This is a genomic window from Spongiibacter nanhainus (assembly GCF_016132545.1).
In the GTDB taxonomy this organism is placed as follows: domain Bacteria; phylum Pseudomonadota; class Gammaproteobacteria; order Pseudomonadales; family Spongiibacteraceae; genus Spongiibacter; species Spongiibacter nanhainus.
The window spans coordinates 3,284,965-3,307,310 of record NZ_CP066167.1; the positions used below are offsets into that span (position 1 = coordinate 3,284,965).

17 protein-coding genes and 1 tRNA gene are annotated in these 22,346 nt (G+C 58.0%); 9 read left to right on the top strand and 9 right to left on the bottom strand.

What is annotated here, in order from left to right; translation table 11 throughout:
- The first annotated feature begins 76 nt into the window (after window positions 1–76).
- The 3 genes from I6N98_RS15100 to I6N98_RS15110 all read left to right on the top strand — a co-directional run bounded on the left by I6N98_RS15100 (window position 77) and on the right by I6N98_RS15110 (window position 3,591).
- On the top strand, window positions 77–1,549 hold the full coding sequence (locus tag I6N98_RS15100; protein WP_198569158.1) for a DUF1631 family protein: 1,473 nt from the start codon (window positions 77–79) through the stop codon (window positions 1,547–1,549).
- Window positions 1,550–1,640: 91 nt separating this feature from the next.
- The gene (locus I6N98_RS15105) at window positions 1,641–2,960 is read left to right on the top strand and encodes an aspartate aminotransferase type Ic (protein ID WP_198571679.1); all 1,320 of its coding nucleotides are present in this window, start codon (window positions 1,641–1,643) and stop codon (window positions 2,958–2,960) included.
- 154 nt (window positions 2,961–3,114) lie between these two features.
- Entirely contained in the window at window positions 3,115–3,591 is a 477-nt protein-coding gene (locus tag I6N98_RS15110; RefSeq protein ID WP_198569159.1) for an Lrp/AsnC family transcriptional regulator, read from the top strand.
- Window positions 3,592–3,605: 14 nt separating this feature from the next.
- Here I6N98_RS15110 and dnaB read toward each other — a convergent pair whose 3' ends face one another.
- From dnaB to rnr, 7 genes are all read right to left on the bottom strand, one after another.
- On the bottom strand, window positions 3,606–5,021 hold the full coding sequence (dnaB, locus tag I6N98_RS15115) for a replicative DNA helicase (protein WP_232787362.1): 1,416 nt from the start codon (window positions 5,019–5,021) through the stop codon (window positions 3,606–3,608).
- A gap of 152 nt (window positions 5,022–5,173) precedes the next feature.
- Complete coding sequence (rplI, locus tag I6N98_RS15120; RefSeq protein ID WP_198569160.1) at window positions 5,174–5,620, bottom strand: 50S ribosomal protein L9; 447 nt, start codon at window positions 5,618–5,620, stop codon at window positions 5,174–5,176.
- A gap of 39 nt (window positions 5,621–5,659) precedes the next feature.
- Window positions 5,660–6,481, bottom strand: a complete 822-nt coding sequence (locus tag I6N98_RS15125) for a hypothetical protein (protein ID WP_198569161.1) — start codon at window positions 6,479–6,481, stop codon at window positions 5,660–5,662.
- Window positions 6,482–6,521: 40 nt separating this feature from the next.
- Window positions 6,522–6,749 (bottom strand): 30S ribosomal protein S18, encoded by a 228-nt coding sequence (rpsR, locus tag I6N98_RS15130; RefSeq protein ID WP_198569162.1) that lies wholly within the window; start codon window positions 6,747–6,749, stop codon window positions 6,522–6,524.
- Between the two features lie 26 nt (window positions 6,750–6,775).
- On the bottom strand, window positions 6,776–7,219 hold the full coding sequence (rpsF, locus tag I6N98_RS15135) for a 30S ribosomal protein S6 (RefSeq protein WP_198569163.1): 444 nt from the start codon (window positions 7,217–7,219) through the stop codon (window positions 6,776–6,778).
- Window positions 7,220–7,419: 200 nt separating this feature from the next.
- Window positions 7,420–8,145: a 23S rRNA (guanosine(2251)-2'-O)-methyltransferase RlmB gene (gene rlmB, locus I6N98_RS15140; RefSeq protein ID WP_198569164.1), complete on the bottom strand. Its 726-nt coding sequence runs from the start codon at window positions 8,143–8,145 to the stop codon at window positions 7,420–7,422.
- 3 nt (window positions 8,146–8,148) lie between these two features.
- Window positions 8,149–10,590 (bottom strand): ribonuclease R, encoded by a 2,442-nt coding sequence (gene rnr, locus I6N98_RS15145; RefSeq protein WP_198569165.1) that lies wholly within the window; start codon window positions 10,588–10,590, stop codon window positions 8,149–8,151.
- 124 nt (window positions 10,591–10,714) lie between these two features.
- Between rnr and I6N98_RS15150 the strand changes: the two genes are divergently transcribed.
- A tRNA-Leu gene (locus I6N98_RS15150) sits at window positions 10,715–10,801 on the top strand.
- A gap of 277 nt (window positions 10,802–11,078) precedes the next feature.
- Window positions 11,079–12,278 (top strand): GGDEF domain-containing protein, encoded by a 1,200-nt coding sequence (locus I6N98_RS15155; protein ID WP_198569166.1) that lies wholly within the window; start codon window positions 11,079–11,081, stop codon window positions 12,276–12,278.
- Here the strand turns inward: I6N98_RS15155 and I6N98_RS15160 are convergent.
- Window positions 12,265–13,143: a crotonase/enoyl-CoA hydratase family protein gene (locus I6N98_RS15160; protein WP_198569167.1), complete on the bottom strand. Its 879-nt coding sequence runs from the start codon at window positions 13,141–13,143 to the stop codon at window positions 12,265–12,267. The genes I6N98_RS15155 and I6N98_RS15160 overlap by 14 nt on opposite strands.
- Before the next feature lie 137 nt (window positions 13,144–13,280).
- The gene (locus I6N98_RS15165) at window positions 13,281–16,385 is read right to left on the bottom strand and encodes a parallel beta-helix domain-containing protein (protein ID WP_232787363.1); all 3,105 of its coding nucleotides are present in this window, start codon (window positions 16,383–16,385) and stop codon (window positions 13,281–13,283) included.
- A 337-nt stretch (window positions 16,386–16,722) separates the two neighbouring features.
- On the opposite strand from I6N98_RS15165, the gene I6N98_RS15170 reads away from it, so the two are divergent.
- The 4 genes from I6N98_RS15170 to I6N98_RS15185 all read left to right on the top strand — a co-directional run bounded on the left by I6N98_RS15170 (window position 16,723) and on the right by I6N98_RS15185 (window position 22,316).
- Window positions 16,723–18,927, top strand: coding sequence for a peptidase M19 (locus I6N98_RS15170; protein WP_198569169.1), 2,205 nt, complete (start codon window positions 16,723–16,725; stop codon window positions 18,925–18,927).
- Window position 18,928: 1 nt separating this feature from the next.
- Window positions 18,929–19,306: a cupredoxin domain-containing protein gene (locus I6N98_RS15175; protein ID WP_198569170.1), complete on the top strand. Its 378-nt coding sequence runs from the start codon at window positions 18,929–18,931 to the stop codon at window positions 19,304–19,306.
- Entirely contained in the window at window positions 19,279–20,739 is a 1,461-nt protein-coding gene (locus I6N98_RS15180) for a hypothetical protein (RefSeq protein ID WP_198569171.1), read from the top strand. Before I6N98_RS15175 ends, I6N98_RS15180 begins: the two co-directional genes overlap by 28 nt.
- 242 nt (window positions 20,740–20,981) lie before the next feature.
- Window positions 20,982–22,316, top strand: a complete 1,335-nt coding sequence (locus tag I6N98_RS15185; RefSeq protein ID WP_198569172.1) for a di-heme oxidoreductase family protein — start codon at window positions 20,982–20,984, stop codon at window positions 22,314–22,316.
- Window positions 22,317–22,346: the final 30 nt, after the last annotated feature.

Sequence of the window (22,346 nt, forward strand, 5' to 3'; positions counted from 1 at the left end):
TTTATTTTTACTCCACTATGCTATCTTGTGCTAACCTTAAACGATAAAAGCACAAGCTGAGCGCGGTAACGACGCCATGGACAACCGTCAACACGAATCCCGCCCCCACGCCCTGCGAGCCGTCGCGCTACAATGGCTGGGCGATACATTGGATCGTTACCTTGCCCGACTGCAGGACAACTTTAATCGACGGGCGCAAAGTGCCGCCAGTCCCGCCGAGAAAGATGACCTGCTATCCCACCGGCAACTTATCGCCCTTGGCAAAGAAACCGCCCATAAGGCGTTTTTTACCCACATACTGCACAGCTTCGACCATGCGATTCCCTATAGCCCTGCCGGGAGCAGCCCGCTGGACCGGCTGTACCAGCATTGCCAAACTGCCGAGAGCGACGAAAGCGCCCGCTTACAGTTGGCGCAACTGTGCCGCAGCCTCACTCCAACATCGATCCTGGCCGGCTTCCAGCACCTGGCTGAGCCCCTGCGACTGAGCCAACATCGCAACCAGGCCTTAAATCTGTTTCAGATTTTGGTGGTCCGCAACCTCGGCCAGCTCTACACCCTACTGGACACCGCCCTGAAAGAGGGTCAGCAGGTCAACCAACTGCGGGAGTGGATCGCTCACATTGAGCATCAACTTCATCACGACAGCCTGTCGGCCCAGGAACGCGCACTGAATGAAGCTCGCCTGCAACGACTGAAGTCCCGATTGAGCGGCAAGCTCCAGTCGGTCGTCGCGGTCGATGACGATGACTTGCTGGCTGAAGTCGGGGCCATTTTTGAGCTCCGCCACCTTGCCGAGGAACACCAGCGGCGCAGCGCCCCCGATGACCTGAGAAGCACGCTGAACCGCCTTCGTAAAGTCGTTACCCAGGCGGCGCTGAAGGATCGGGAAGGTTTTCTCAACCCCCTCCACCCGGTTCGGCAAATCAGCCGCCAGATCATCGCGGCAACAGCCCAGTGGGAGCATGCTGACCCCGACAGCCAACAGCAGTTCGCCACGGCCCTAAAATTATTTTGTGGCCAGCTTGAACAAAATATGGATGCCCATGATGCACTGGCCGAACCGATCTCCGGCATCGACCGCCACTGCCGCCATATGCTGCAGCTGGCCAGGCTGGACCGACGCCGATTACGGCAGCAGGCCTCCGGCAAGCGGCGCGTGGCCGACCTGCGCAGAGAAGTCCACGCCATCATCGACGACAAAACTCAGCACGCATCCCTGCCCGCCAGCATCGACAATATGCTGCACGGGCCCCTGACCTCTATTTTGCTCTACCACTGGCTACGCCACGGCAGCAACAGCGGCGCGATGCGTCGCAACCTGCAACTGGTCGACGACATACTCTGGTATATCAAACCTCACCATCAATGGCAGGAGCTGCGCCGCGCCAAAGACATGGCGGTCAGCATTGAGCAGCGCCTCCATGAAGGCCTGGAGCGTATTAACTACAATCCCACCGCCGCCCAGGCGATGATCGACGAGCTTCACCAGCTCCGTATCGCGGCCTCCAGCCAATCCCGCCTATTGAGCCAGCGCAGCCCCTACTGACGCCAACTGCGGATTGCCGTTATAATTACGGTTCGTTCCCGGCTATCAGCCCGGACATCAGTCCTTTCCCCACGGTATTAAGGTGATCACTTTGCAAGCCGACAACGCGTCAACAGGCCGACTCTCTCTCGACCAGCCCCTAGATAGCGCCAGCACAGCCACGCTACAGGAATGGGAATCTCAGCTCAGCCAACGCTACGAGGCCTTCAAACAGGCCAATCTCAAGCTCGATCTCACCCGCGGCAAGCCCAGCAGCCAGCAACTGGATTTGTCCAACGGCATGATGACAGTGCTGGGATCAGACTTGAGCAACGAAGCCGGCACCGACCTGCGCAACTACGGTGGCATCGATGGCATCGCCGAGTGCAAGGCCCTGTTTGCGCCAGTATTGGACGTTAACAGCGACGAGATTTTGGTGGGCGGCAACAGCAGCCTGACACTGATGTACTTCGCGGTAATGTTCGCCCTTCACCAAGGCTTTGGCGATTTAGGTGACAGCTGGGCCAGCGAGGGTAAAACCGCCAAATTCCTGTGCCCGGTGCCCGGCTATGACCGTCACTTCAGCGTCTGCGAGCACCTGGGCATCGACATGATCCCCGTTGCCATGGATGAGAATGGCCCGGATATGGACCAGGTTGAAAGCCTGGTTCGCCAGGACGACAGCATCAAAGGCATCTGGTGCGTGCCCCGCTTCAGCAATCCCACCGGGATTGTCTACAGCGACGAAGTGGTCTCCCGCATCGCCGGTCTCGGTAAAATCGCCGGCCGCAACTTCCGAGTATTCTGGGACAACGCCTACGCCGTCCACAGCTTCTCTGACGATTCGCCCCAAGTGGCCAGCTTGATGGCCGCCTGCCGCGCGGCTGGCACCGAAAACAGCGTCTACTTGTTTGGCTCGACCTCAAAAATCACCTATGCCGGCGCCGGTGTTGCCTTTGCCGGCATGTCGGCGGCCAACTTGACGGCCTTCAAGGCCCATCTGGGCATGACACAAATCGGCCCCGACAAGATTAACCAACTGCGCCATGCTCGCTTCTTGAAAGACCAAGATGGCTTGGCCCAGCATATGCGCGATCATGCCGCAGCGCTCAAGCCCCGCTTTGACATCGTGCTTAAGCACCTTAACGAAGGTTTGGCAGACAGCGGCATGCTGAGCTGGACCGAGCCCCAGGGCGGTTACTTCGTCTCCGTGGATACCCTGCCCGGGCTAGCCAAACAAGTGGTCGGCATGGCGGCTGATGCCGGCGTCAAATTGACTCCAGCCGGTGCTACCTACCCCTACGGCAACGACCCCGAGGACCGCAATATCCGCCTGGCGCCCAGCGTGCCTACTTTGGAGGAAATCGACCAGGCGATGGCGGTTTTCGTTACCTGCGTTCAGTTGGCCTCAGTGCGTCAAAAGCTGGCCTAAGCAACACCCTCGCGGCGCCCGCTCGGCGCCGCTCTCCCCCTTCAACACGCTCTTCCATCAACTTCACCGCTATACAGCTTATTGCCGGAAGACAGCACCAGCTATCCGCGCTAGGCTATTGTAGAGTCTAATTTAACTACATGGTGGGCTTGGAATGGATAATAAACTCAGTCGCCAAGACATTCAGATTCTCAGCATTCTGCAAACCGATGCCGGCAAAACCTCTAGCGAGATTGCCGACATGGTGGGCATGTCCCAGTCACCATGCTGGCGTCGCATCAATCGGGTTGAGCAGGAGGGAATTGTTGCTCGCAAAGTCGCGGTATTGGACCGGCACAAATTGGGAATGGACCTGGTCGCCTTTACCACTATTAACCTTACCACCGCCGGCCGGCAGAACCTGGTGGAGTTTGAAGCATCAGTGGAGAACTTCGATGAGGTGGTGGAGTGCTACACCATGACCGGTACCTGGGACTATATGCTCAAAATCATAGTGAAGGACATCCGTCATTACGAGACCTTTGTGAGGGACCGCTTACTGGCGCTGCCAATGATCGGCGAAATTCACTCCCACATTGCCGTCACCGAAATCAAAAACACCACCGCCCTGCCCCTGACCACCCAGCTGTAGCCGCGTTGCGACGCTTAGCCGAAATCCTCGTCCTGCTCAAAACCGTAGGCCAGGTTTTCAAAACGGGTGAACTTGCCGATAAAGCTGAGGCGAGCGGTGCCGATGGGGCCGTTACGCTGCTTGCCGATAATGATTTCAGCGACACCCTTGTCCGGCGACTCCTCGTTGTACACTTCATCCCGGTAAATAAACATGATGACGTCGGCATCCTGCTCGATGGCGCCGGATTCCCGGAGGTCGGAGTTCACTGGGCGCTTATTAGGGCGCTGCTCCAAGGCACGGTTGAGCTGGGACAGGGCCACTACCGGACAATCGAATTCCTTGGCGATGCCTTTAAGCGAGCGGGAAATCTCGGAAATCTCCGCGGTACGCCCTTCACCACTGCGGCCCGCCACCTGCATCAACTGCAAGTAGTCCAGCATAATCATGCCGATACTGCCGTGCTCTCGGTAGATTTTCCGCGCCCGGGAGCGGACCTCGGTTGGCGTCAGAGCCGGGGTGTCGTCAATGTACAGGGGCCGGTCCTTGAGCTTACTGACCGCAGCGCTGAGCTTGGGCCAGTCCTCCTCCTCCAGCTTACCGGTGCGAATCCGGGTCTGGTCAATCTTTCCTATAGAGGACAGCATCCTCATCATCAACTGATTGGCGGGCATCTCCATACTAAAGACCAGCATTGGCTGATCATGTTTTAGCAGGGCATTTTCTACCAAGTTCATGGCAAAGGTAGTCTTACCCATGGAGGGACGGGCTGCGACGATGACCAGATCGGACTTTTGCAGTCCCGAGGTCATATCGTCGAGTTTTTCAAAGCCGGTGCTGAGACCAGTGAGTGCCTCGTCGTTGTTGAACAGCTCATCGATTTTTTCCACCGCCTGCTTGAGCAGCGGATTAACCGGCTCCAGGCCACCCGTCTTGGGGCGGTCCTCGGCGATCTGCATGATCTGCCGCTCGGCCTCGTCCAGCAGCTCTTCGCTGCTGCGCCCTTCAGGGTTAAAGCTGGTATCGGCGATGACATTAGCGGCGGTAATCAGCGAGCGGAATATCGCCCGTTCTCGCACCGCATTGGCGTAGGCGCGAATATTGGCCACTGAAGGCGTAGTCCCCGCTACCTCCGCCAAGTAGGCAGCGCCCCCAACAGCCTCCAGCTCCCCCGCCCGGGCCAGGGCCTCTGCCACGGTGACCACGTCGATGGGCTGCTGCTGCTCCACCAGGCGAACCATCTGCGCAAAAATTTTGCGATGCTCGGGGCGGAAGAAATCGGCCTCGTTTACCTGATCGGCGACCGCATCCCAAACTTCACCATCGATCATCAAGCCGCCCAGCACCGACTGCTCGGCCTCAAGGGAATGAGGCGGCAATTTCAGCTGCGCCAGCTCGCCCTCATCAAACAGGGGTGGCGGGGCTTCTTCAGGAAATGAGTCAGTCTGCACGAGACAACCAAGGCATAGCTATCGGCTCAGCATTGTTACAAAGACGCCGACAAAAAAAAAGCGCGCCGGCACCTAAACGGAACCCGACGCGCCTCAAAACGGTCAGCGTTAAAAGCGGCTATTCAAGCCGCCTTTAGCAAGACTCTCTGTGCTTACTCGGCAGCCACTACAACAGTGACGGTCTGAACCACATCACTGTGTACCTGGATGTCGATGTCGTAGCTGCCGATTTCGCGAATCGGGCCTTCCGGCATACGCACTTCGCTCTTGTTCACTTCAACGCCAGCTGCAGTGATGGCATCGGCGATGTCGCGGGTACCAATAGAGCCAAACAGCTTGCCACCCTCGCCAACGTTGGCTTCGATGGTCACGCTGACTTCGGCCAGCTTCTCGGCGCGGGCATCTGCCGCAGAGCGCTTGTCCGCTGCGGCGGCTTCAAGCTCGGCGCGACGGGCTTCAAAGGTTTTCACATTCTCGTCAGTGGCCGCGACAGCCTTACCGAAGGGAATGAGAAAGTTGCGGCCGTAACCGGCTTTGACGGTCACTTGATCGCCCAGGTTGCCGAGCTTGCCAATTTTTTCCAGTAGAATCACTTGCATGGTTCTTGCCTCTTTAGTCTGCATTTACCCGGCGGAAAATCACTTACCGCGCTGTGGCAAACGCCCTCTAATATCAATCCAACTATCCACAATCGCCGCAAATACCAACGCCATCCACAAGGGACTCAGCAATAGCAGCGCAATATAAAAAATCACCAGCCAACCCCCACTCAGGGCCAGTTGACCTACCGTACCGTGCACCAGGGCCAGACCCGACATCGCGAAGGGCAGCAAACACATCACCCCCCAAAACCGAAACGGGGTACCGCTGTTGGCCACCAGCAGCATAACAATGACCAATCCCACCGCCATCGCCGGCGGCAAACGCAGCCGCCACATCTCCTGGCGAAATCCGCCGGGGTTGTAGAGCATGGCCTGCCACCACCGTGCCAGCATTACCGCCAGCACACTCCACAATACAGTGCTGGCGCCGATGACAGCGGCAATATCACCGCCACCGATCTCGGGCATGCTGCCCTGCATCTGCGCCTCAAACTGATCCAACATAGGCTGTATCAGCGCCAGTATTGAGGCCAAGTAGTCCTCGGCCATACCGTAAAGCAATCCCGCCACGACGTAGCCCGAGGCTACCGCCGCCAACAAGGCCATTGGCCAGGAGCGGGTATCTCGCAGTACCAGGGCAGTGACGGCTCCGCCTAACAGCATTGTTAGCGGTCCAACGTCGGCGCCCAATATCGCCACGGCGACGGCGGGAAGCAAGGCCCAAAATACAACGTAGCCTCCTTCCGCAATGCCCTTGCGCAACATGACCAACGCTGCAGCCGCAGCGCCAACCCATGCAAACACCAGGGTACCCATTGCCAGGCCGGCCACAGCGACCGCCTGCAGGCGCCCTTTCATAATAAATTCAGCGAGTGGGCGCACGGCTCAAACTAACCAGTTACTGATGGCTGTCCGTGTAGGGCAGCAATGCCAGGAAGCGCGCGCGCTTGATGGCCGTTGACAACTGGCGCTGATACTTGGCATTGGTACCGGTGATGCGGCTGGGTACAATTTTGCCAGTTTCAGATACATAGGCTTTCAGGGTATCCAGATCTTTGTAATCGATCTCTTTGACGCCCTCCGCGGTAAAGCGGCAAAACTTACGACGGCGAAAAAAACGTGCCATAACTCTATCTCCTCAGATTATCCGCTTTACTCGGCGCTAGCCGCTTCAGTCTGTTCAGAACTCTCGCTGCTATCGCTGGAGCTGTTGCCCTCATCGCGACTGCTGCGCTCAGTGCGCTGCTCGCTGCGACCACGGCGCTCGCGGCTCTCTTTCTCAGCGCGCATGATGGGAGATTCTTCAGTCACCGCCTCGTCGCGACGAATCACCAGGTTCCGCAGTACGGCATCGTTGTAACGGAAGTTAGTGTTCAGCTCGTCGATGGCGTCGGCAGACGCTTCAGCGTTGAGGAGCACGTAGTGTGCTTTGTGGATTTTATTGATTGGGTAGGCAAGCTGGCGGCGTCCCCAATCTTCCAGACGGTGGACCTTGCCGCCGTCTTTCTCGATGGTTTGGGTATAACGCTCGATCATACCCGGTACCTGCTCGCTCTGGTCTGGGTGGACCAGGAACACGATTTCGTAGTGTCGCATTGTTGCTCCTTACGGGTTAAAGCCACCCGGCTGCTACTAGCTTCTACTAAAAGCACCACGGTGTGACAAGGAGGGCAAGCCGGCCAGGCCGGATTGCCGATAAATCAGGAGCGCGGATTTTAGGCAAAGCCCCGCCTAGATGCAAGAAAATTGGCGAGTTTTTACACAATATGCCGGGATCGGGGCACTAGCGAGACGGATCAGCGACGCTGGCGGACCGCCTCAAAGAGACACACCCCCGTCGCCACCGACACATTCAAGCTGCTGACCGATCCCGCCATGGGCAACTTAGCCAAAAAATCGCAGTGTTCTCGGGTCAGACGACGCAGGCCGCTTCCCTCTGCGCCCATAACTAGCGCCACCGGCCCTTTGAGGTCTATATCGTAGAGCATCTGCTCGGCCTCACCCGCCATGCCCACCACCCACAAGCCCGCATCCTGCAGGGCCTTCAAGGTTCGCGACAGGTTGGTCACCGCGACAAAAGGCACCGACTCCGCCGCCCCGCAGGCCACCTTGCGCACGGTGGCAGTTAAACCCACCGCGTTGTCCTTGGGAGCAATGACCGCTGCCACGCCGGCGGCATCGGCGCTGCGCAAGCAGGCGCCCAGGTTGTGGGGGTCGGTGACACCATCCAATACCAGCACCAGGGCATCGGGCCGCTCTGCCAGCAGTCCCGGTAGGGCTTTCTCGTCAAAGCTTGGCGCCGCTTCGGCCAGCGCTACCACCCCTTGGTGACGCCCGGAGACCAGGTCATCCAGCTTGGCGCGGGGGCACTCCACCACCGCCACACTGTGGCTTTTAGCCAAATCAATCAGCGCGCCAAGGCGCTTATCCCGGCGCCCCTGCTGCACGTAGATCTCCACGACCTTGCCGCCGTCGCGGCGCAGCAGGCTCTCTACCGCGTGCAATCCAAACACTTTTTCCATGATTTATCGCCGCTTGCTTTGACTTTTACCTGAGGCTTTCTTTGCGGACTTGCCCTTGCCCGACTTACTTTGTCGACTGGGCCTCGGCTTGCCACCGGCCTTTTTACCCGTGGGCGGCATAACGCCCTCAGCCAACTGCTGCCGGACCGAAGGCTTTTTGCTGCGATTGGTGGGCATGGCCACCAGACCAAGATCAACTTTGCGCTCGTCCATATCCACATTGAGGACCTGGACGCGCAGCTCATCGCCAAGCTGGTACTTGCGGCGGGTTCTGTCACCGATCAGACGCTGATGGGCCTGGTCAAAGTGGTAGTAGTCCTGTGGCAGCACAGAGATGTGAACGAGCCCTTCTATATACAGATCACTGAGCTCAACGAACAGACCGAAGCCAGTGACAGCGGCAATCACGCCATCAAATTCATCACCGACGTGCTCCTGCAGAAACTCACACTTCAAGAAGGCCATGACATCCCGGGAGGCATCATCCGCCCGGCGCTCCGCCATGGAGCACTGCTCACCCATGACCAGCATAGCTTCCATATCATAGGGGTAAATCTGGGCACGGGGGAGTGGCGGCGCATCACCGGCACCGCGGAACACCTTTTTGTCAGACTCAGGGCTACGAACCAGAAAGCGCAGCGCACGGTGCACCAGCAAATCCGGATAGCGCCGGATCGGCGAGGTGAAATGGGTATAGCCGCCATAATTGAGACCAAAGTGGCCCTCGTTATTGGGCTGATACACCGCCTGGCTGAGCGAACGCAGCATCATGGTCTGAATCAACTGGGCATCGGGGCGATCGCTGACGCTGGACAGCAAGGCCTGGTAGTCCTTGGGGTTGGGATCATCGCCACCGCGCAAATCCAGACCTATTTCGCCAAGGAAGGCCCGCAGATTGCCCAGCTTCTGGCCGCTGGGGCCGGCGTGCACCCTGAATAGCGCCTCCAGCCCGGAGCGCTCCAGTGCGCGGGCAGTCGCTACGTTGGCGCAGAGCATGCACTCTTCGATTAGCTTATGGGCATCGTGGCGCGCCACCGGCACAATCGCATCTATCCGCTTGTTGTCGTCATACAGCACCCGGGTTTCCACCGTTTCGAAATCGATGGCACCGCGCTCACTGCGCTCGCTGCGCAAGGCTTTGTATAAAGCATGGAGGTTTTTCAATTGGGGCAGCAGGTGGTGATGGCGACCGGTATCGTGGGCGGGATCGACATCGGGCAGCTCCAGTAGCGCTCCCACCTCATTGTAGGTAAGCCGGGCGTGGGAGCGCAGCACGCCCTCGTAGAAAATATAACCACTCAATCGCCCGCGAGCACTGATGGTCATTTCGCAGACCATGCACAGACGATCTACATCCGGCTTCAGCGAGCAAAGGCCGTTTGACAGCGCCTCGGGCAACATCGGCACCACGCGATCTGGGAAGTACACAGACGTACCGCGGCGGAAAGCTTCTTCATCGAGCGCTGAACCAATTCCCACGTAGTGGGAAACATCGGCAATCGCCACCCACAGCCGCCAGCCGCCACCTTTTTTAGGCTCGCAGTAGACCGCATCGTCAAAGTCCCGGGCGTCCTCACCATCGATAGTGACCAGCGGGAGCTGGCGCAGATCGACCCGGTGTTGTTTATCCTGCTCTCTGGGCTCACTGCCGAAGCGGCGAGCCTCATCTTCTACCGCCTCTGGCCAGTCATGGGGAATCTCGTGGCGACGCAGCGCAATCTCCGTGGCCACCCCGACAGTGCGGCGATCTCCAAGTACCTCGACCACCCGCCCCCGAGCCTGCTGGCGAGGACCGGGCTGCTGGGTAATGGCGACCATCACGTAGTCGCCATCGTTGAGCGACTCACCCACCTCTTCGTCGATGGCAATCCACTGTTGAATGCGACTATTGTCGGGCTCCACCTGCACTCGCCCACCCTGACGGATCAGCTTCCCAACCAATTGCTGGGTGTTGTGCTCAAGGACCTCCCGAACAATACCCTCTCGGCGCCCCCGGCTATCAATGCCGGTTACCGCCACACTGACGCGGTCGCCATCAAACACCTGGTGCATTTGCCGACTCGGCAGGTAGACGTCACCGTCGTCGCCATCCACCAGCACAAAGCCGTAGCCGTCCCGGTGCCCTTGCACAACACCCTCAACGCTGCCCTGCTGACCCGCCGACGGTACCACTCGTCCCCGTCGCCCATCCAACAACTGGCCATCCCGCAGCATGGCTTTCAAGCGGCGGCGCAGGCCCTCTTTTTCTTCATCGCTACGGAGGTGGAGCACGCGCTGCAACTGTGCGGGAGTCATACCTTTGTCATGACTTTTAAGCTGCTCGAGAATGTACTCGCGACTGGGAATGGGATTATCGTACTTCCGCGCCTCGCGATCAGAATGGGGGTCGTCGCTAAGTACAGAAGACGAGCTTTGAGAACGGTCATTTTTGCGGCTTTTAGCCATGTATTGGGCTTCCCCCTGGGAAATTCCAGAAAAATTTCCCCCTAGTGTAACTCAAGCGTTGACAAAAAAGCCGCCACTCAGTAAATTGCGCGCCTCGACGGATAACGTCGCTCTCATCCCCTATGCCCAGGTGGTGAAATTGGTAGACACGCTAGCTTCAGGTGCTAGTGGCCTCGCGGCCGTGGAGGTTCAAGTCCTCTCCTGGGCACCATTAACTCTCCCAAGTTCTCGCTCCCTGCATACGACACAGTTCCATCAATTGGCCCTTTGTGCCGATGCCCCCGTTTGTGATTAAGCGCCCGCCAATCGAATTCCTATATTGCCGCCAGCACTGGTCATAATTTCACCAGCCGCAAAAATTTGCTATTTTAAAGCCACTTTATGGAAACCACGGCATAGGGAGGCCCCTTGCTAGACACACGGGTAGCCACAAAACCGGCGAATTCGCTGGCGCGCTGTGCTGTGTTGGCCGCGAGCTGGAAGCCGCTATGAACTGGCTGTTATTGAACTCGATTATATCCGCTTCGATAACACTGCTATTCGGCCTGGTGTTTCTTGCCCTGTACTGGCACCGGACGGATCTACACCCGTCACGATACTGGGGCATCTCTTACATCATGCTGATGATCGCCATGGCCACCACTGGCGTTCGCATTTTGTTCCCCTATCTAAACCCTTATTTCCTTAGCTCGCTGCTGGCGTCCAGCGCCGGTCTGGGCTGCTTTTATCTGTACTGCGGCATCAGAATCTGGCGCCAGGCAGAGCCCTTGACTGATAAAACCCGCGCCCTCGTAGTGATACCACTGGTCGCCATGAGCCTGACCACGTCCTTTATCACCACATTAGAGCCGGTGGTATTGATCTGGGCCCGGCTCTACATTGGTGGTTTTACCACCATGGCGATTTACGCACTGCTGACTGGCTCTCAGCCCAGCAATATCGGCCACTACGTAACCGCCTGCTTCCTGGCCGGTATTCCACTTTCGCAAGTGCTGTCGGCGTACCTGATTGCCAGTGGTAGTTGGGGTCCGGATGGCATCGCCGCGGTGTCGCTGCAGGCACTATTGTCGTCGCCATTGGCCATCATCAATTTTATTGGCCTGCCCATCGCCTTCACCGGTATCGGCTTATTCTGCCTGCTGGGGATATTGCTGGAGTTCAGCACCCGCCTGTACGAAGAATCAATTCGCGACTGGCTGACCGGTTGCTATAACCGGCGGGGATTTATTGAACTGGCGGACAAAGTCTTTCATCAGAGCCGGCGACAAAACGACAGCTTATCGCTGGTACTGGTGGATATGGATGACTTTAAGGTGATTAACGATAACCATGGCCACGACGTGGGGGACACCGCGCTTCAGCTTACCGCCAAGGTGCTGGGGGAGCGCCTGCGAGCTAGCGACGTTCTGGCCCGATGGGGTGGCGAAGAATTCATTGTATTGCTACCCAATACCAGCGAGGATCGCGCAGCACTGGTGGCGGAGTCCCTGCGCGAGCAGATCTCCAATCAAACGTTACTGCTGGGTAACGGCCACGAGCACCAGCTGACGGCCAGCTTTGGCGTTTCCTCACTGCGCCGAGGCGATAAGAACCTCGACGCCATTGTGACCCGGGCCGACGTGGCACTCTATCAGGCCAAATCCGCCGGCAAAAACCGGGTCACCCCGGCAACCATTAACGCCGCTTGATCCACTCGTCATAGAAGGCCGGCATTTCGCTGGCTTTGCTGGTGAACTGGGCTTCGCGCTTTTCCAGAAAGGCGGCGATACCTTCCTTACCATCCTCTTTTGCGGCATAAAAGACACCCAGCGAATCGATCTTGTGGGCCTCTTCGGGGTGCGGTGCAGCCGAGTTGCGGTATAGCATCTGCCGGGTCAGGGCGATCGCCATCGGGGATTTTTTGGCCAGCCGCCGGGCAATGGCGTAGGCCTCGTCCAATAGCTGCTCTGGCGAGTACACATCCTTGACCAGACCGCCGCGTTTGGCTTCGTCGGCATCGAAAACATCGGCGGCGTAGGTCCACTCCAGGGCCTGGCTGAGGCCCACTACCCGGGGCAAGAACCAGCTGGAGCAGGCCTCCGGAACAATACCGATTCGGTTAAAGACAAAGCCCATGCGAGCCTTATCCGATGCCAAGCGAATATCCATTGCCAGGGTCATGGTGATACCAATACCCACTGCCGCGCCATTGATGGCGGCGATCACCGGTTTTTTACAGTCGTAAATGGCCAGTGTCACTCGTCCGCCGGTATCCCGCAGGCCGTTGATGATTTCCGGGTCGTCCAGGCGCTCGATATCATCGAGGCCGGGATTGGTCGACTCATCCAGCCCAAATACATTGCCCTCGGCTTTGAGGTCCATACCGGCACAAAAGGCCTTGCCGGCACCCGTGACCACAATGGCACGAACCGCGTCATCCTCACTGGCCCGTTTAAAAGCTTCCTCCAGCTCGTTTGCCATGGTCACCGTAAAGGCGTTCATGTGATCCGGCCGATTGAGGGTAATGGTGAGAACGGCGTTGTCGATTTGGTAGTCAATTGTGCTGTAGGTCATCGTTATTTCTGCTGCCCGCGTGGGAATGAAACCTGGAGTGTACCAGAGTGGCCGCGCAGCGGAATCCTGCCCAGCGGATACGCCAAACAGCTGAAGTGGCGGACAGGCACACAGCCTGCCCGCCTGTGATCACCCCTTCACAAGGGTAGACATTGCCCGCCCAGGACGGGTATTTCGTCGGGCGCGCACAGCGGCAAAGAGGGCTCATCACCGCCGTCGTTGTCGACGCAGGCATCCGCATTGTCGTAGCTGCTGTCGACCACTTCATCAATCCACAAGCTCACCAGCTCAAAGGCACCCTGATGCACTCTACTGCGAGCCAATGGTGGCATTTTGGCTGCCAGGCTAGTGGCCTCGGGCCCAATCCGATAGGGCAAGATGGAGTCTTCCGCAGAGCCCGGCACGATGTCATAGAGGCGACCGCCGCGCCCCTCGGTGCCACTGGCAGTGGGGCCTTTGCAGATACCAAAGGTATCGTTGACCGGACGGAATACATCCAAATAGAAACCGGTGTTTTGCGCCAGGCCACGGGGATTGTGGCAGTGAGCACAGTTAACCTCCAGGTAGGCCCGCACTCGCGCTTCAATATCCTCGTCACTTCCGGCCTCGAAGCCAGAATCCCCGGGCACATTGAAAACAGGATTGCGTTCAATGGCGGCGATGTAGCTGGTCACCGGGTCAACAGCGAGATCACTGGGACAGTTGCCCATCAGGCCATTTTGGCACCAGTACAGCAGTTGGTTCTCACCATTTACCGGGTGTTGTTCTATACCCGATGCGATAGGCGACTCAGTAGCAAAGGGCCGGTTCAAGTTGCGGGGTTTAGGGCCGATGGGGGCGGCGCCGGTTTCGGCATCGTCATTGGAGTGGCAACTCAGACACTGGGCGGCATTGGGTAACAGATAATCGTCTGTCGCGCCCTGATAGAGCTCGCCGGTATTCACGTCGTGGTAGTGCCACTCAACGCTGGCAGTGCTGCCCTCCTGGGTCAACAGCGCCACACGCTGGCCGTTTTGCTCCTGCCAGACATACTCCAAGCCATCCCAGTAGACCAGCCCGCCGCTGGTCTGCCGCTTAATCAACAAGCGGGTTTCGGCCACGGTCTCGGTGAGAGTGGTCTCATCGGCGAAGGCGAAGCTCTTGGCGATGATCGTACCGACCGGGAACAAGATGGTGGCATTGGCGCTGTCTTCACCGTCCCGATACAGGGCCTGCTCCCCCTCGGGGATGTAGGCCACCCGGTACTTGGTGGAGAAATCCGAGAACAACTTGCTGTTCAGCACAAAGGGCACACCGCGGCCATTGGGCAGACTGCGGGGGTCTTGGGGATCGCTAAACAAATTGTATTGATCCAGACGCGGGCAATTCACCTTGTAGGCATCGGCATTGATTTCGCCGCCACTGACGTTGGCGTTACAGAGTGCATTGACTTCCGCTTCGGTAGGCTCGGGATCAAAGACGATGCTGGGCTCAAACTCCGGAATCACAATAGGCGGCAGTGGCGGCAAATTAGCGCCGTATTGCTGCTCACAGCGATGGGGGGTCAAATCGGTATCGGCGGCAAAGTTCTGCAAACCCTGAACAATGTCTATCAGGTCCTCGGGGGAGTCCGGCGGCAGATTCAGCAATAGTTCCAGGCCATCGGTGCCGTGGAAGTTGGCAAAAGTCTCGCTGTCGTCCTCGAAGGTATTGTTGTCGTCAATACAGCTAAACCACCAGTCCGGCTTCTTGCGCTCCCCGGTTTCGGTATTGAACTTATAGGCGTTATAGCGGCAGTCCGGGTTGGGATACTGGTTGCCGGAAATGGGCTTGCCCTCGGCGTCGGCGGGAATAGCTTGGCCCTGCTCATCGGTGGGATAGGGGCAATCGGGGTCGTACTGGTCAGCATAACCGTCCCAGACGATATGGGCACCGCGAACCTGGCCGGTCGCCGCCGCCACTTTGAGCCCCACCAGCAATGGGAATACCGAGGTAATCTGTTCGCCCTGGGTTTCGATAATAGTGGCGAGGTCCGGCTGGGAAATATCGTTGCCGTTATTGCGGAAGGTGTTGTTGTAGATATGCATCCCCTCGGTATACATATCCAAGCGGCGATCACCAGGCTCGCCAAATAACTCGTAGCTGGTGTGCACGATCCCCGCAACGCCGTGATCTTCAAAAATGTTGTCAAACACGTCGATCTTGTCGTAACCCAGGGTGATCATACCCACCCCCCGCGGCACATTGGAGACAATGCTGCCGGGCTCGGCAAAATTGTAGGTGTTGTTGTTGCGGGCGTGGTTTTGATACATGCGGGTGCGGCTGCCATAACGCGTCAGGCCATCCAGGTCGTAGACCAAAAAGCCACCGGTATTACACTCCGCCAGGTTGCCAACGTATTCGCCACCGCGCACGTTTTCGATCTCAAAACCGAAGACGTTAAAGGCAGCCCGGCTGTTGCGGATAATGGCGTTATCGGTTTGTCCGACATAGATACCCGCATCGGAGGCACCAATCGACTCTGTGTCCTCCACCAGGATGTTCTTGGAATTCACCGGGTAAATGCCGTAGCGGCCCGATCGAACACTGACGTTGTAATCCGGTGAGGTGGTGTCGTTCTCCAAGGGGTTGGGGTTAGCGGGGTTGTGCCGGGCCGGATCAGTACAGGCCACCTGTAGCTTTTGCTGATAATTGTCAGCGGTCACGGTGTCCTCGTTCTCGGTGAGGCGACCACTGGACCAAAATGCTCTCACTCGACGCAGGGTACCGTGATCAACGCCCTGGAGTTTGAAGGCGTCTCCGGGGGAATCCAGAATAGTCAGGTCCTCCACCGTGATCCCCCGCACCGTGGTCGCCAGCAAGCCCTCCTGGGTATTACTGTTTTTAAAGGAGAGCACGGTCTGATCCATGCCCTGCCCTTTGATGAGAATGTTCTCGGTGCTGGAAATCTGTATTCCCGACGTCAGCTCAAAATACCCTGCCGCAAACTCGATGGTATCGCCGGGCCGGGCGCTGACCATAGCCAGCAGCATATCGTTGCTGGCCTCACTGCCGGGCTGGATGGTGAAAACCCGGCCGGCTGCCGGCTCGCCGTCACTGCCGCCGTCGCCTCCACCACCAGCGCCACCATCTGCGCCACCGCCGCCACCATTGCCTGCCCCACCATCGACACTACCCGATGAACCAGAAGAGCTGGACGAACTGCCGCCGCAGCCAGCTAATACCAACATTAGAACCACAAGGGGAAGGAAGAGCTTTTTCATAATCATACCCATAGGCTAGGCCGGTCTTTGGCCGGTTTACGCGCAGTCGGTGCAACCGCCGCCGTTATTATTCTGGTTAGCAAAATGTATGCCCTGCACACATTCTGCCCCGAGAATAGCAAAGTTTCCCAGCGCCGACAGCAGAATCCACCAGCCCTTTGCAACGACTCATCTATGCGGACGACTGATAAATACTGGACCTTGACCTAGCTTATCGGGTTATATAAGTGTGTAGTCAGTGACAACATAACGCCAACAATAGCGCCATTCGCACCTGCTCAGAACATCGCCCCACCTTGCTCACATGCAGTTGCCCCGATGCGCGGGATAATTACCCATGATTAGTCGCACCAATTTCTTCCTTTACCTTTTGATAGCGCTGCTTGCCGGCTGCGGCGGTTCGAGCTCCTCCGACGGCGGTGGTGGCACCACTAACCCGCCGCCTACTCCAGAGCCATCGCTGAATCGCTACGCGCTGGCCAACGGTTGCTACACCTTGAGACCCGATGGCGGCGCACTGGTGCAAAAAGCAAGCGAAGAGGGATATATCGCCGACGCCACGCTCACCGGCGCAGAGCGCTTCTTTATGCGCCCCGCCACCCTGGGCAAATACCTGTTTTACGATCGCGACGGCGCCTTGATGACGGTGACAAACAACGACGAGATCGCCGCCAATGCACAGCCCTCTGACAACGCGATCTGGACCCTTGACTTTAACGACAGCGCACAGACTTTCTCGATCAGCACCACGGATGGTTCGCCACTTGGGCTTCGCGATGGTCGCTTGGTGCTCGGCGAACCTGACGATACAAAAACGGCCTTCCGTTTTGATGCCGCGTCAGGCTGCACCCCCTACCCGGAGATGCCGGTAGCCGTTAACGGCACACCGTTTCGCGGCAACGGCATAGACAAACCGCTGGTGGGCTTTGCCGATATCCATACCCACATGGGCATGTCCAGCGAGATGTCCTATGCAGGTAACGTCGGTCCCTCTGCGGGTGGCGTGCTCTACGGCGAAGTTATCCACCGTTTCGGGGTGGCCCACGCGCTGGACGACTGCCAGGATATCCACGGCCCCCAGGGCATCCGGGATGCCAACAATATTCTCGAAGGCGACCCCACCGGCAACCACAACACCGAGGGCTGGCCGACCTTTATCGATTGGCCGGCGAGAAATTTTCTGACTCACCAGGTGATGTACTACAAATGGGTAGAGCGGGCTTATCTGTCGGGCCTGCGGCTGATGGTTAACCACGGCACCAATATCAAAGCCCTGTGTGAGGTCGGCAAGACCTATTCGCTCACGCCCACCGCTGACTGCAATGATATGAGTGTTGCTATCAAACAAGTCGAGTACCTCTACGAAGTGCAGGACTACGTCGACGCCCAATCCGGCGGCCCCGGCGAGGGCTGGTTCCGGATTGTCACCAGCCCACAGCAGGCCCGGGAAGTGATCAACGACGGCAAGCTCGCCGTCGTGCTGGGTGTCGAAGTGGCCCAGGTCTTCAATTGCGGGGTCACCATCCTTCCCGATGGCAGCGAACAGCGCCAGTGCGATACCGCCCAGATCGATAGCGAAATACAGCGCTTGTGGGATCTTGGGGTGCGCCACGTTTACCCCTATCACGATATCAACTCGTCCCTGGGCGGCACCGGGATCTTCAGCGGTGACGTGATTAACTTTCTCAACTTTCTGGACACCGGCCAGTTCTGGGAGACCACCGAGTGCCGCAGTTACCCGGAAGACGAACCATCGGTGCGGGAGCCCGGGGTGGAGATGACCACGGCCCTTCCCGGCACGGGTAACGATCCACTGACCCAAGCACTGTTTGACGCTGGTGGCGGAATCCTGCCTGTTTATCCAGAAGGGGTGCGCTGCAATGCCCGCACCGTTACCGAACTGGGTGACTATGCCATGCGGGCCTTGATGACCCGGGGAATGGTGATCGATATCGACCACGCCGCCTACCATAGCAAGGACATCATGCTGGATATTGCCGAGGAGCTTGAACCCGCCTACCCCATGGCCTCGTCCCACGATGCCCACGGCGGTCTGACCAGCGATCAGGCCATCCGTATGCTGGCCGACGGCGGCGTCATTTATCCCTACAAAGGCACTGGCGTTAAGCATCGGGAATTCCTGGAGAAGCTGAAATTCTGGCGTCAGCAGGCCGGTGTCGAGTCCACCGTGCTGGGTCTGGGTTACGGCGCCGATGGCAACGGCTTTGGCGGCCACCCCGGCCCTCGGGGCGGCGACGCCGAGCCGGTGCGCTACCCCTTTACGCTGTTCCAGGGCAGTGAATGGGGCCCACAGTTCGATAATATCGAGCCGGTGACTGTCGACCTGCTAACCATCCCGGAGAGCGGCAAATTCTGGCATATCGACGAGGTGGGCATGGCCCACTATGGTCTGGTGGCCGACTTCGTCGAGGAGGTTCGCCTCGAGGGCGGCCGAGAGGCCCTGGATGCGCTGTTTAACTCCGCCGAGGCCTACGTACAGATGTGGGAACGGGCCTACCACCATCCGGGCACCTCAAATTAATATGGCGCGCCCCCAAGCTTGGCTGTATCTGGCGCTGGGCGCCGCGCTGTTGCTTGCGTTGTGGTTCGGGGTTCGCTATCTGGGCGATCTCGACTCATCGGCCAGCGGTCCCCGGCGCCACCACCTAGAGCTGTCTCTGCACGATGGTGTTCACCGTGGGGCTACCGTGTTTCGGGTCAATCAGGGCGACGAGGTCGCTCTGACCATCAACAGCGACAGGGAAGAGGCACTCCATCTCCACGGCTACGAGAAACACATCGTGGTCGAAGCCGGCACCCCCACAACCCTGCGCTTCGACGCCACGTTGTCGGGCCGGCACCGCATCGAACTGCATCGCAATGACAGCACCCTGTGTTTTCTAGACGTTTACCCCAACTAATCCTCGGCAGCGGATTGTTGTGGGCCGGCCCTGCACTGGCACATTCCTTTGGTGAACCCTACCAGCTGCCACTGCCTTACTGGCTGTATATCTACGCCGCCATGGCGGCACTGATTCTCTCCTTTGTGGCCCTCGCTTACTTCGTTCGCCATCCGCGCCCGCGGCAGCAATCCGCCACACCGTGGCAGGTCGACTGGGAGATACCCGGCCTCAACGATTGGATCAAAAGGCTGAAACTGCAAGGTATCGGGCAGGCAGTGGTATCGGGCAGTGTAATACTGGCCATCGTGGCAGGGTTAATCGGTAGCGCCGACCCCTATCGCAATATCAACATGACCCTTTTCTGGATTGTGTTTGCACTGGGTGGGCTGTATCTCAGCGCCTTGGTTGGCGACTGGTATCGGCTGGTCAATCCCTGGCGCCACCTTTGCGGTCTATTGCCGGGGTTGTCCGCGGGCCGTATCAGCTACCCGACGGCACTCGCCTACTGGCCTGCGGTAATCCTGTATATGGCGTTTATCGGCATTGAGCTATTTGCCGATACGTCACCGTTTTCCCTGTCAGTGATTCTGCTGGGCTATACCCTTATCAACCTGACAGGGGCGTATTTATTTGGCACCTATGCCTGGTTTCGCTACGGGGAGGTCTTCTCGGTCTTGTTCGGGCTGTGCGCCTGGATGGCGCCGATACAGTTTAAACGCTTGGCGCACGGGAGCATCCGCATCAGACTTCACCTCCCTTTTTCTGGCCTGATAGAAAAGCGCCCCAGCCACTTCAGCCTGGTGGTATTTGCGCTGTTTATGCTGTCTTCCACGGCATTCGATGGCCTGCGGGAAACCGCCCTGTGGTTTAACCTATTCTGGAAAGACCCCTTCAACCTGCTCACCCCTTTCCTTGGCCAAAACCCCATCTACCTGTACCTGTCTCTGCGGCCCTGGTATCTGGTACTGGAGATTGTCACATTGGTGATCTCTCCGTTTCTGTATCTGGGCGCCTTTGTTGGCTTTCTTTGGCTCGGCAAAAAACTCATTGGCGCCACCCAGAGCCTGGGGGAGCTGGTCAATCACTTTGCCTTCAGCCTGCTGCCTATCGCCTTGGTTTACCACCTCACCCATTACTACAGTTTACTGCTGAGCCAGGGGGTTAAGCTGCGAGCACTAATCTCTGACCCCTTTGGCTGGGGCTGGAACCTGTTTGGCACCGCCATTACCGGACGTGTTCCGGTGTTGCCGGATATGGGGTTTATCTGGAACAGCCAGGTTTGGCTGATACTGATCGGTCATATCGCCAGCGTTATGATCGCCCATATTCAAGCCCTGCAACTGTTTTCTAACCCAAGGCAAGCGGGTCTGAGCCAATTGCCAATGCTGGTGTTAATGGTGCTATTCACTGGCGTCGGCCTGTGGATTCTGGCGCAGCCACTACAAGGCTGATGGCACAAACGTCAGCCAAGTAGAATCAGATCTCCCGCTTAGCACGAATGCGGGTGCGACAAATTGTCATATTGCCCCGAAGCCTGGCCTGCACTAATGTGACAGGAGCTTGTTGTAAATAGGTCTTATTTTTACTAACCAGGCACTTACCAGCGTCATCATGGTCAAACCCAGCGCACAGGCTCCTCAGGTTATCGATGAAACATCCGCTCCTAATCGCCGCCCCATTCGCGGTTCTTGTAATGAGTATGGCCCAGGCCAACACCGGTGGCGGCGATACTACCGTTAGCGCCGCGCATCAACAGGCCTTCTCCCTACCCGCCGCCAACATGCCCATGGCCGAGCGCCTTAACTTCAGTGTTGGTAACAGTTTTTTCCGCAACCCCTGGGTAACAGCGCCGGCCAGCACCACCGCCAGGGACGGGCTGGGGCCGCTGTTTAACACCAACGGCTGCCAAAACTGCCATATTCGCGATGGTCGCGGGCATCCGCCGGAGTTTGATGGCGACAACGCCGTCTCTATGTTGGTTCGCCTTAGCGTCCCCGCCGAGTCTGAGGAGGACAAGGCAACACTCAAGCGCCTAGGGGTGATTCCCGAACCCCGCTACGGCGACCAATTACAGGATTTCGCGATCCCCGGTACCAAGCCAGAGGGCAAAGTGGCCATTCACTACGACACGCTGAACCGCCGCCTGGCAGACGGTACCGAGGTAGAGCTGCGTCAACCTACCGTGGAAATCACCGAGCTGAATTACGGCCCACTGGCAGATGATGTTCGCCTCTCCGCCCGTATTGCTCCGCCCATGATTGGGCTGGGACTCCTGGCAGCGATTCCTGAGCAGACTTTACGGTCTTATGCCGACCCCGAGGACAAAGACGCTGACGGCATCTCCGGGCGTCTCAATCGGGTATGGTCTGCAGAACTGCAAAAAACTGTGATAGGGCGCTTTGGTTGGAAGGCGGGACAGCCCAGCCTTCGTCAACAAAATGCCGCGGCGTTCCATGGCGATATGGGTCTCACCACATCCCTGTTTTCCGACATTCCCTGCGGGCCCACTCAAACCACATGCCGAGCAGCCCCCGACGGTGGTGAGCCAGAAGTCAGCGACAACATCTTGGACAAGGTGACTTTTTATACCGCTAACCTTGCCGTGCCTGCCCGCCGCAACGCGGACGACTCGAACGTTAAAGCCGGCCAGCGCCTGTTTCGACACGCCGGCTGCCAAAGCTGTCACATAGAAAAAGTATCTACCGGCTCATCGCCTCACCCCTGGTTGAGGGAGCAAGTTATTTCGCCCTACACAGATTTGCTGCTACACGATATGGGCGAAGGTCTGGCCGATCACCGCAGCGAATTTCTCGCCTCTGGTCGGGAATGGCGAACACCGCCACTTTGGGGAATAGGCTTAACCGATACCGTTTCCGGCAATGCCTACTACCTCCACGATGGCCGCGCTCGGACTTTGCTTGAGGCAATTCTATGGCACGGTGGTGAGGCGGAGCAAAGCCGGATAAAGGTGGAAGCCATGACTCAGAAAGAACGGGACACACTGGTGGCGTTTCTGAAATCGTTGTAAAGGTCTCAAGTAAAAAACTAACAAAAAAGG

What these genes read in the sequence shown, in the direction of transcription:
- I6N98_RS15170 (WP_198569169.1), top strand. Translation starts at nt 16,723, where the DNA reads ATGATTAGTCGCACCAATTTCTTCCTTTACCTTTTGATAGCGCTGCTT.
- I6N98_RS15165 (WP_232787363.1), bottom strand. Translation starts at nt 16,385, where the DNA reads ATGAAAAAGCTCTTCCTTCCCCTTGTGGTTCTAATGTTGGTATTAGCT.
- rplI (WP_198569160.1), bottom strand. Translation starts at nt 5,620, where the DNA reads ATGCAAGTGATTCTACTGGAAAAAATTGGCAAGCTCGGCAACCTGGGC.
- I6N98_RS15125 (WP_198569161.1), bottom strand. Translation starts at nt 6,481, where the DNA reads ATGAAAGGGCGCCTGCAGGCGGTCGCTGTGGCCGGCCTGGCAATGGGT.
- I6N98_RS15155 (WP_198569166.1), top strand. Translation starts at nt 11,079, where the DNA reads ATGAACTGGCTGTTATTGAACTCGATTATATCCGCTTCGATAACACTG.
- I6N98_RS15160 (WP_198569167.1), bottom strand. Translation starts at nt 13,143, where the DNA reads ATGACCTACAGCACAATTGACTACCAAATCGACAACGCCGTTCTCACC.
- I6N98_RS15100 (WP_198569158.1), top strand. Translation starts at nt 77, where the DNA reads ATGGACAACCGTCAACACGAATCCCGCCCCCACGCCCTGCGAGCCGTC.
- rpsF (WP_198569163.1), bottom strand. Translation starts at nt 7,219, where the DNA reads ATGCGACACTACGAAATCGTGTTCCTGGTCCACCCAGACCAGAGCGAG.
- rnr (WP_198569165.1), bottom strand. Translation starts at nt 10,590, where the DNA reads ATGGCTAAAAGCCGCAAAAATGACCGTTCTCAAAGCTCGTCTTCTGTA.
- I6N98_RS15110 (WP_198569159.1), top strand. Translation starts at nt 3,115, where the DNA reads ATGGATAATAAACTCAGTCGCCAAGACATTCAGATTCTCAGCATTCTG.
- rlmB (WP_198569164.1), bottom strand. Translation starts at nt 8,145, where the DNA reads ATGGAAAAAGTGTTTGGATTGCACGCGGTAGAGAGCCTGCTGCGCCGC.
- I6N98_RS15185 (WP_198569172.1), top strand. Translation starts at nt 20,982, where the DNA reads ATGAGTATGGCCCAGGCCAACACCGGTGGCGGCGATACTACCGTTAGC.
- I6N98_RS15175 (WP_198569170.1), top strand. Translation starts at nt 18,929, where the DNA reads ATGGCGCGCCCCCAAGCTTGGCTGTATCTGGCGCTGGGCGCCGCGCTG.
- rpsR (WP_198569162.1), bottom strand. Translation starts at nt 6,749, where the DNA reads ATGGCACGTTTTTTTCGCCGTCGTAAGTTTTGCCGCTTTACCGCGGAG.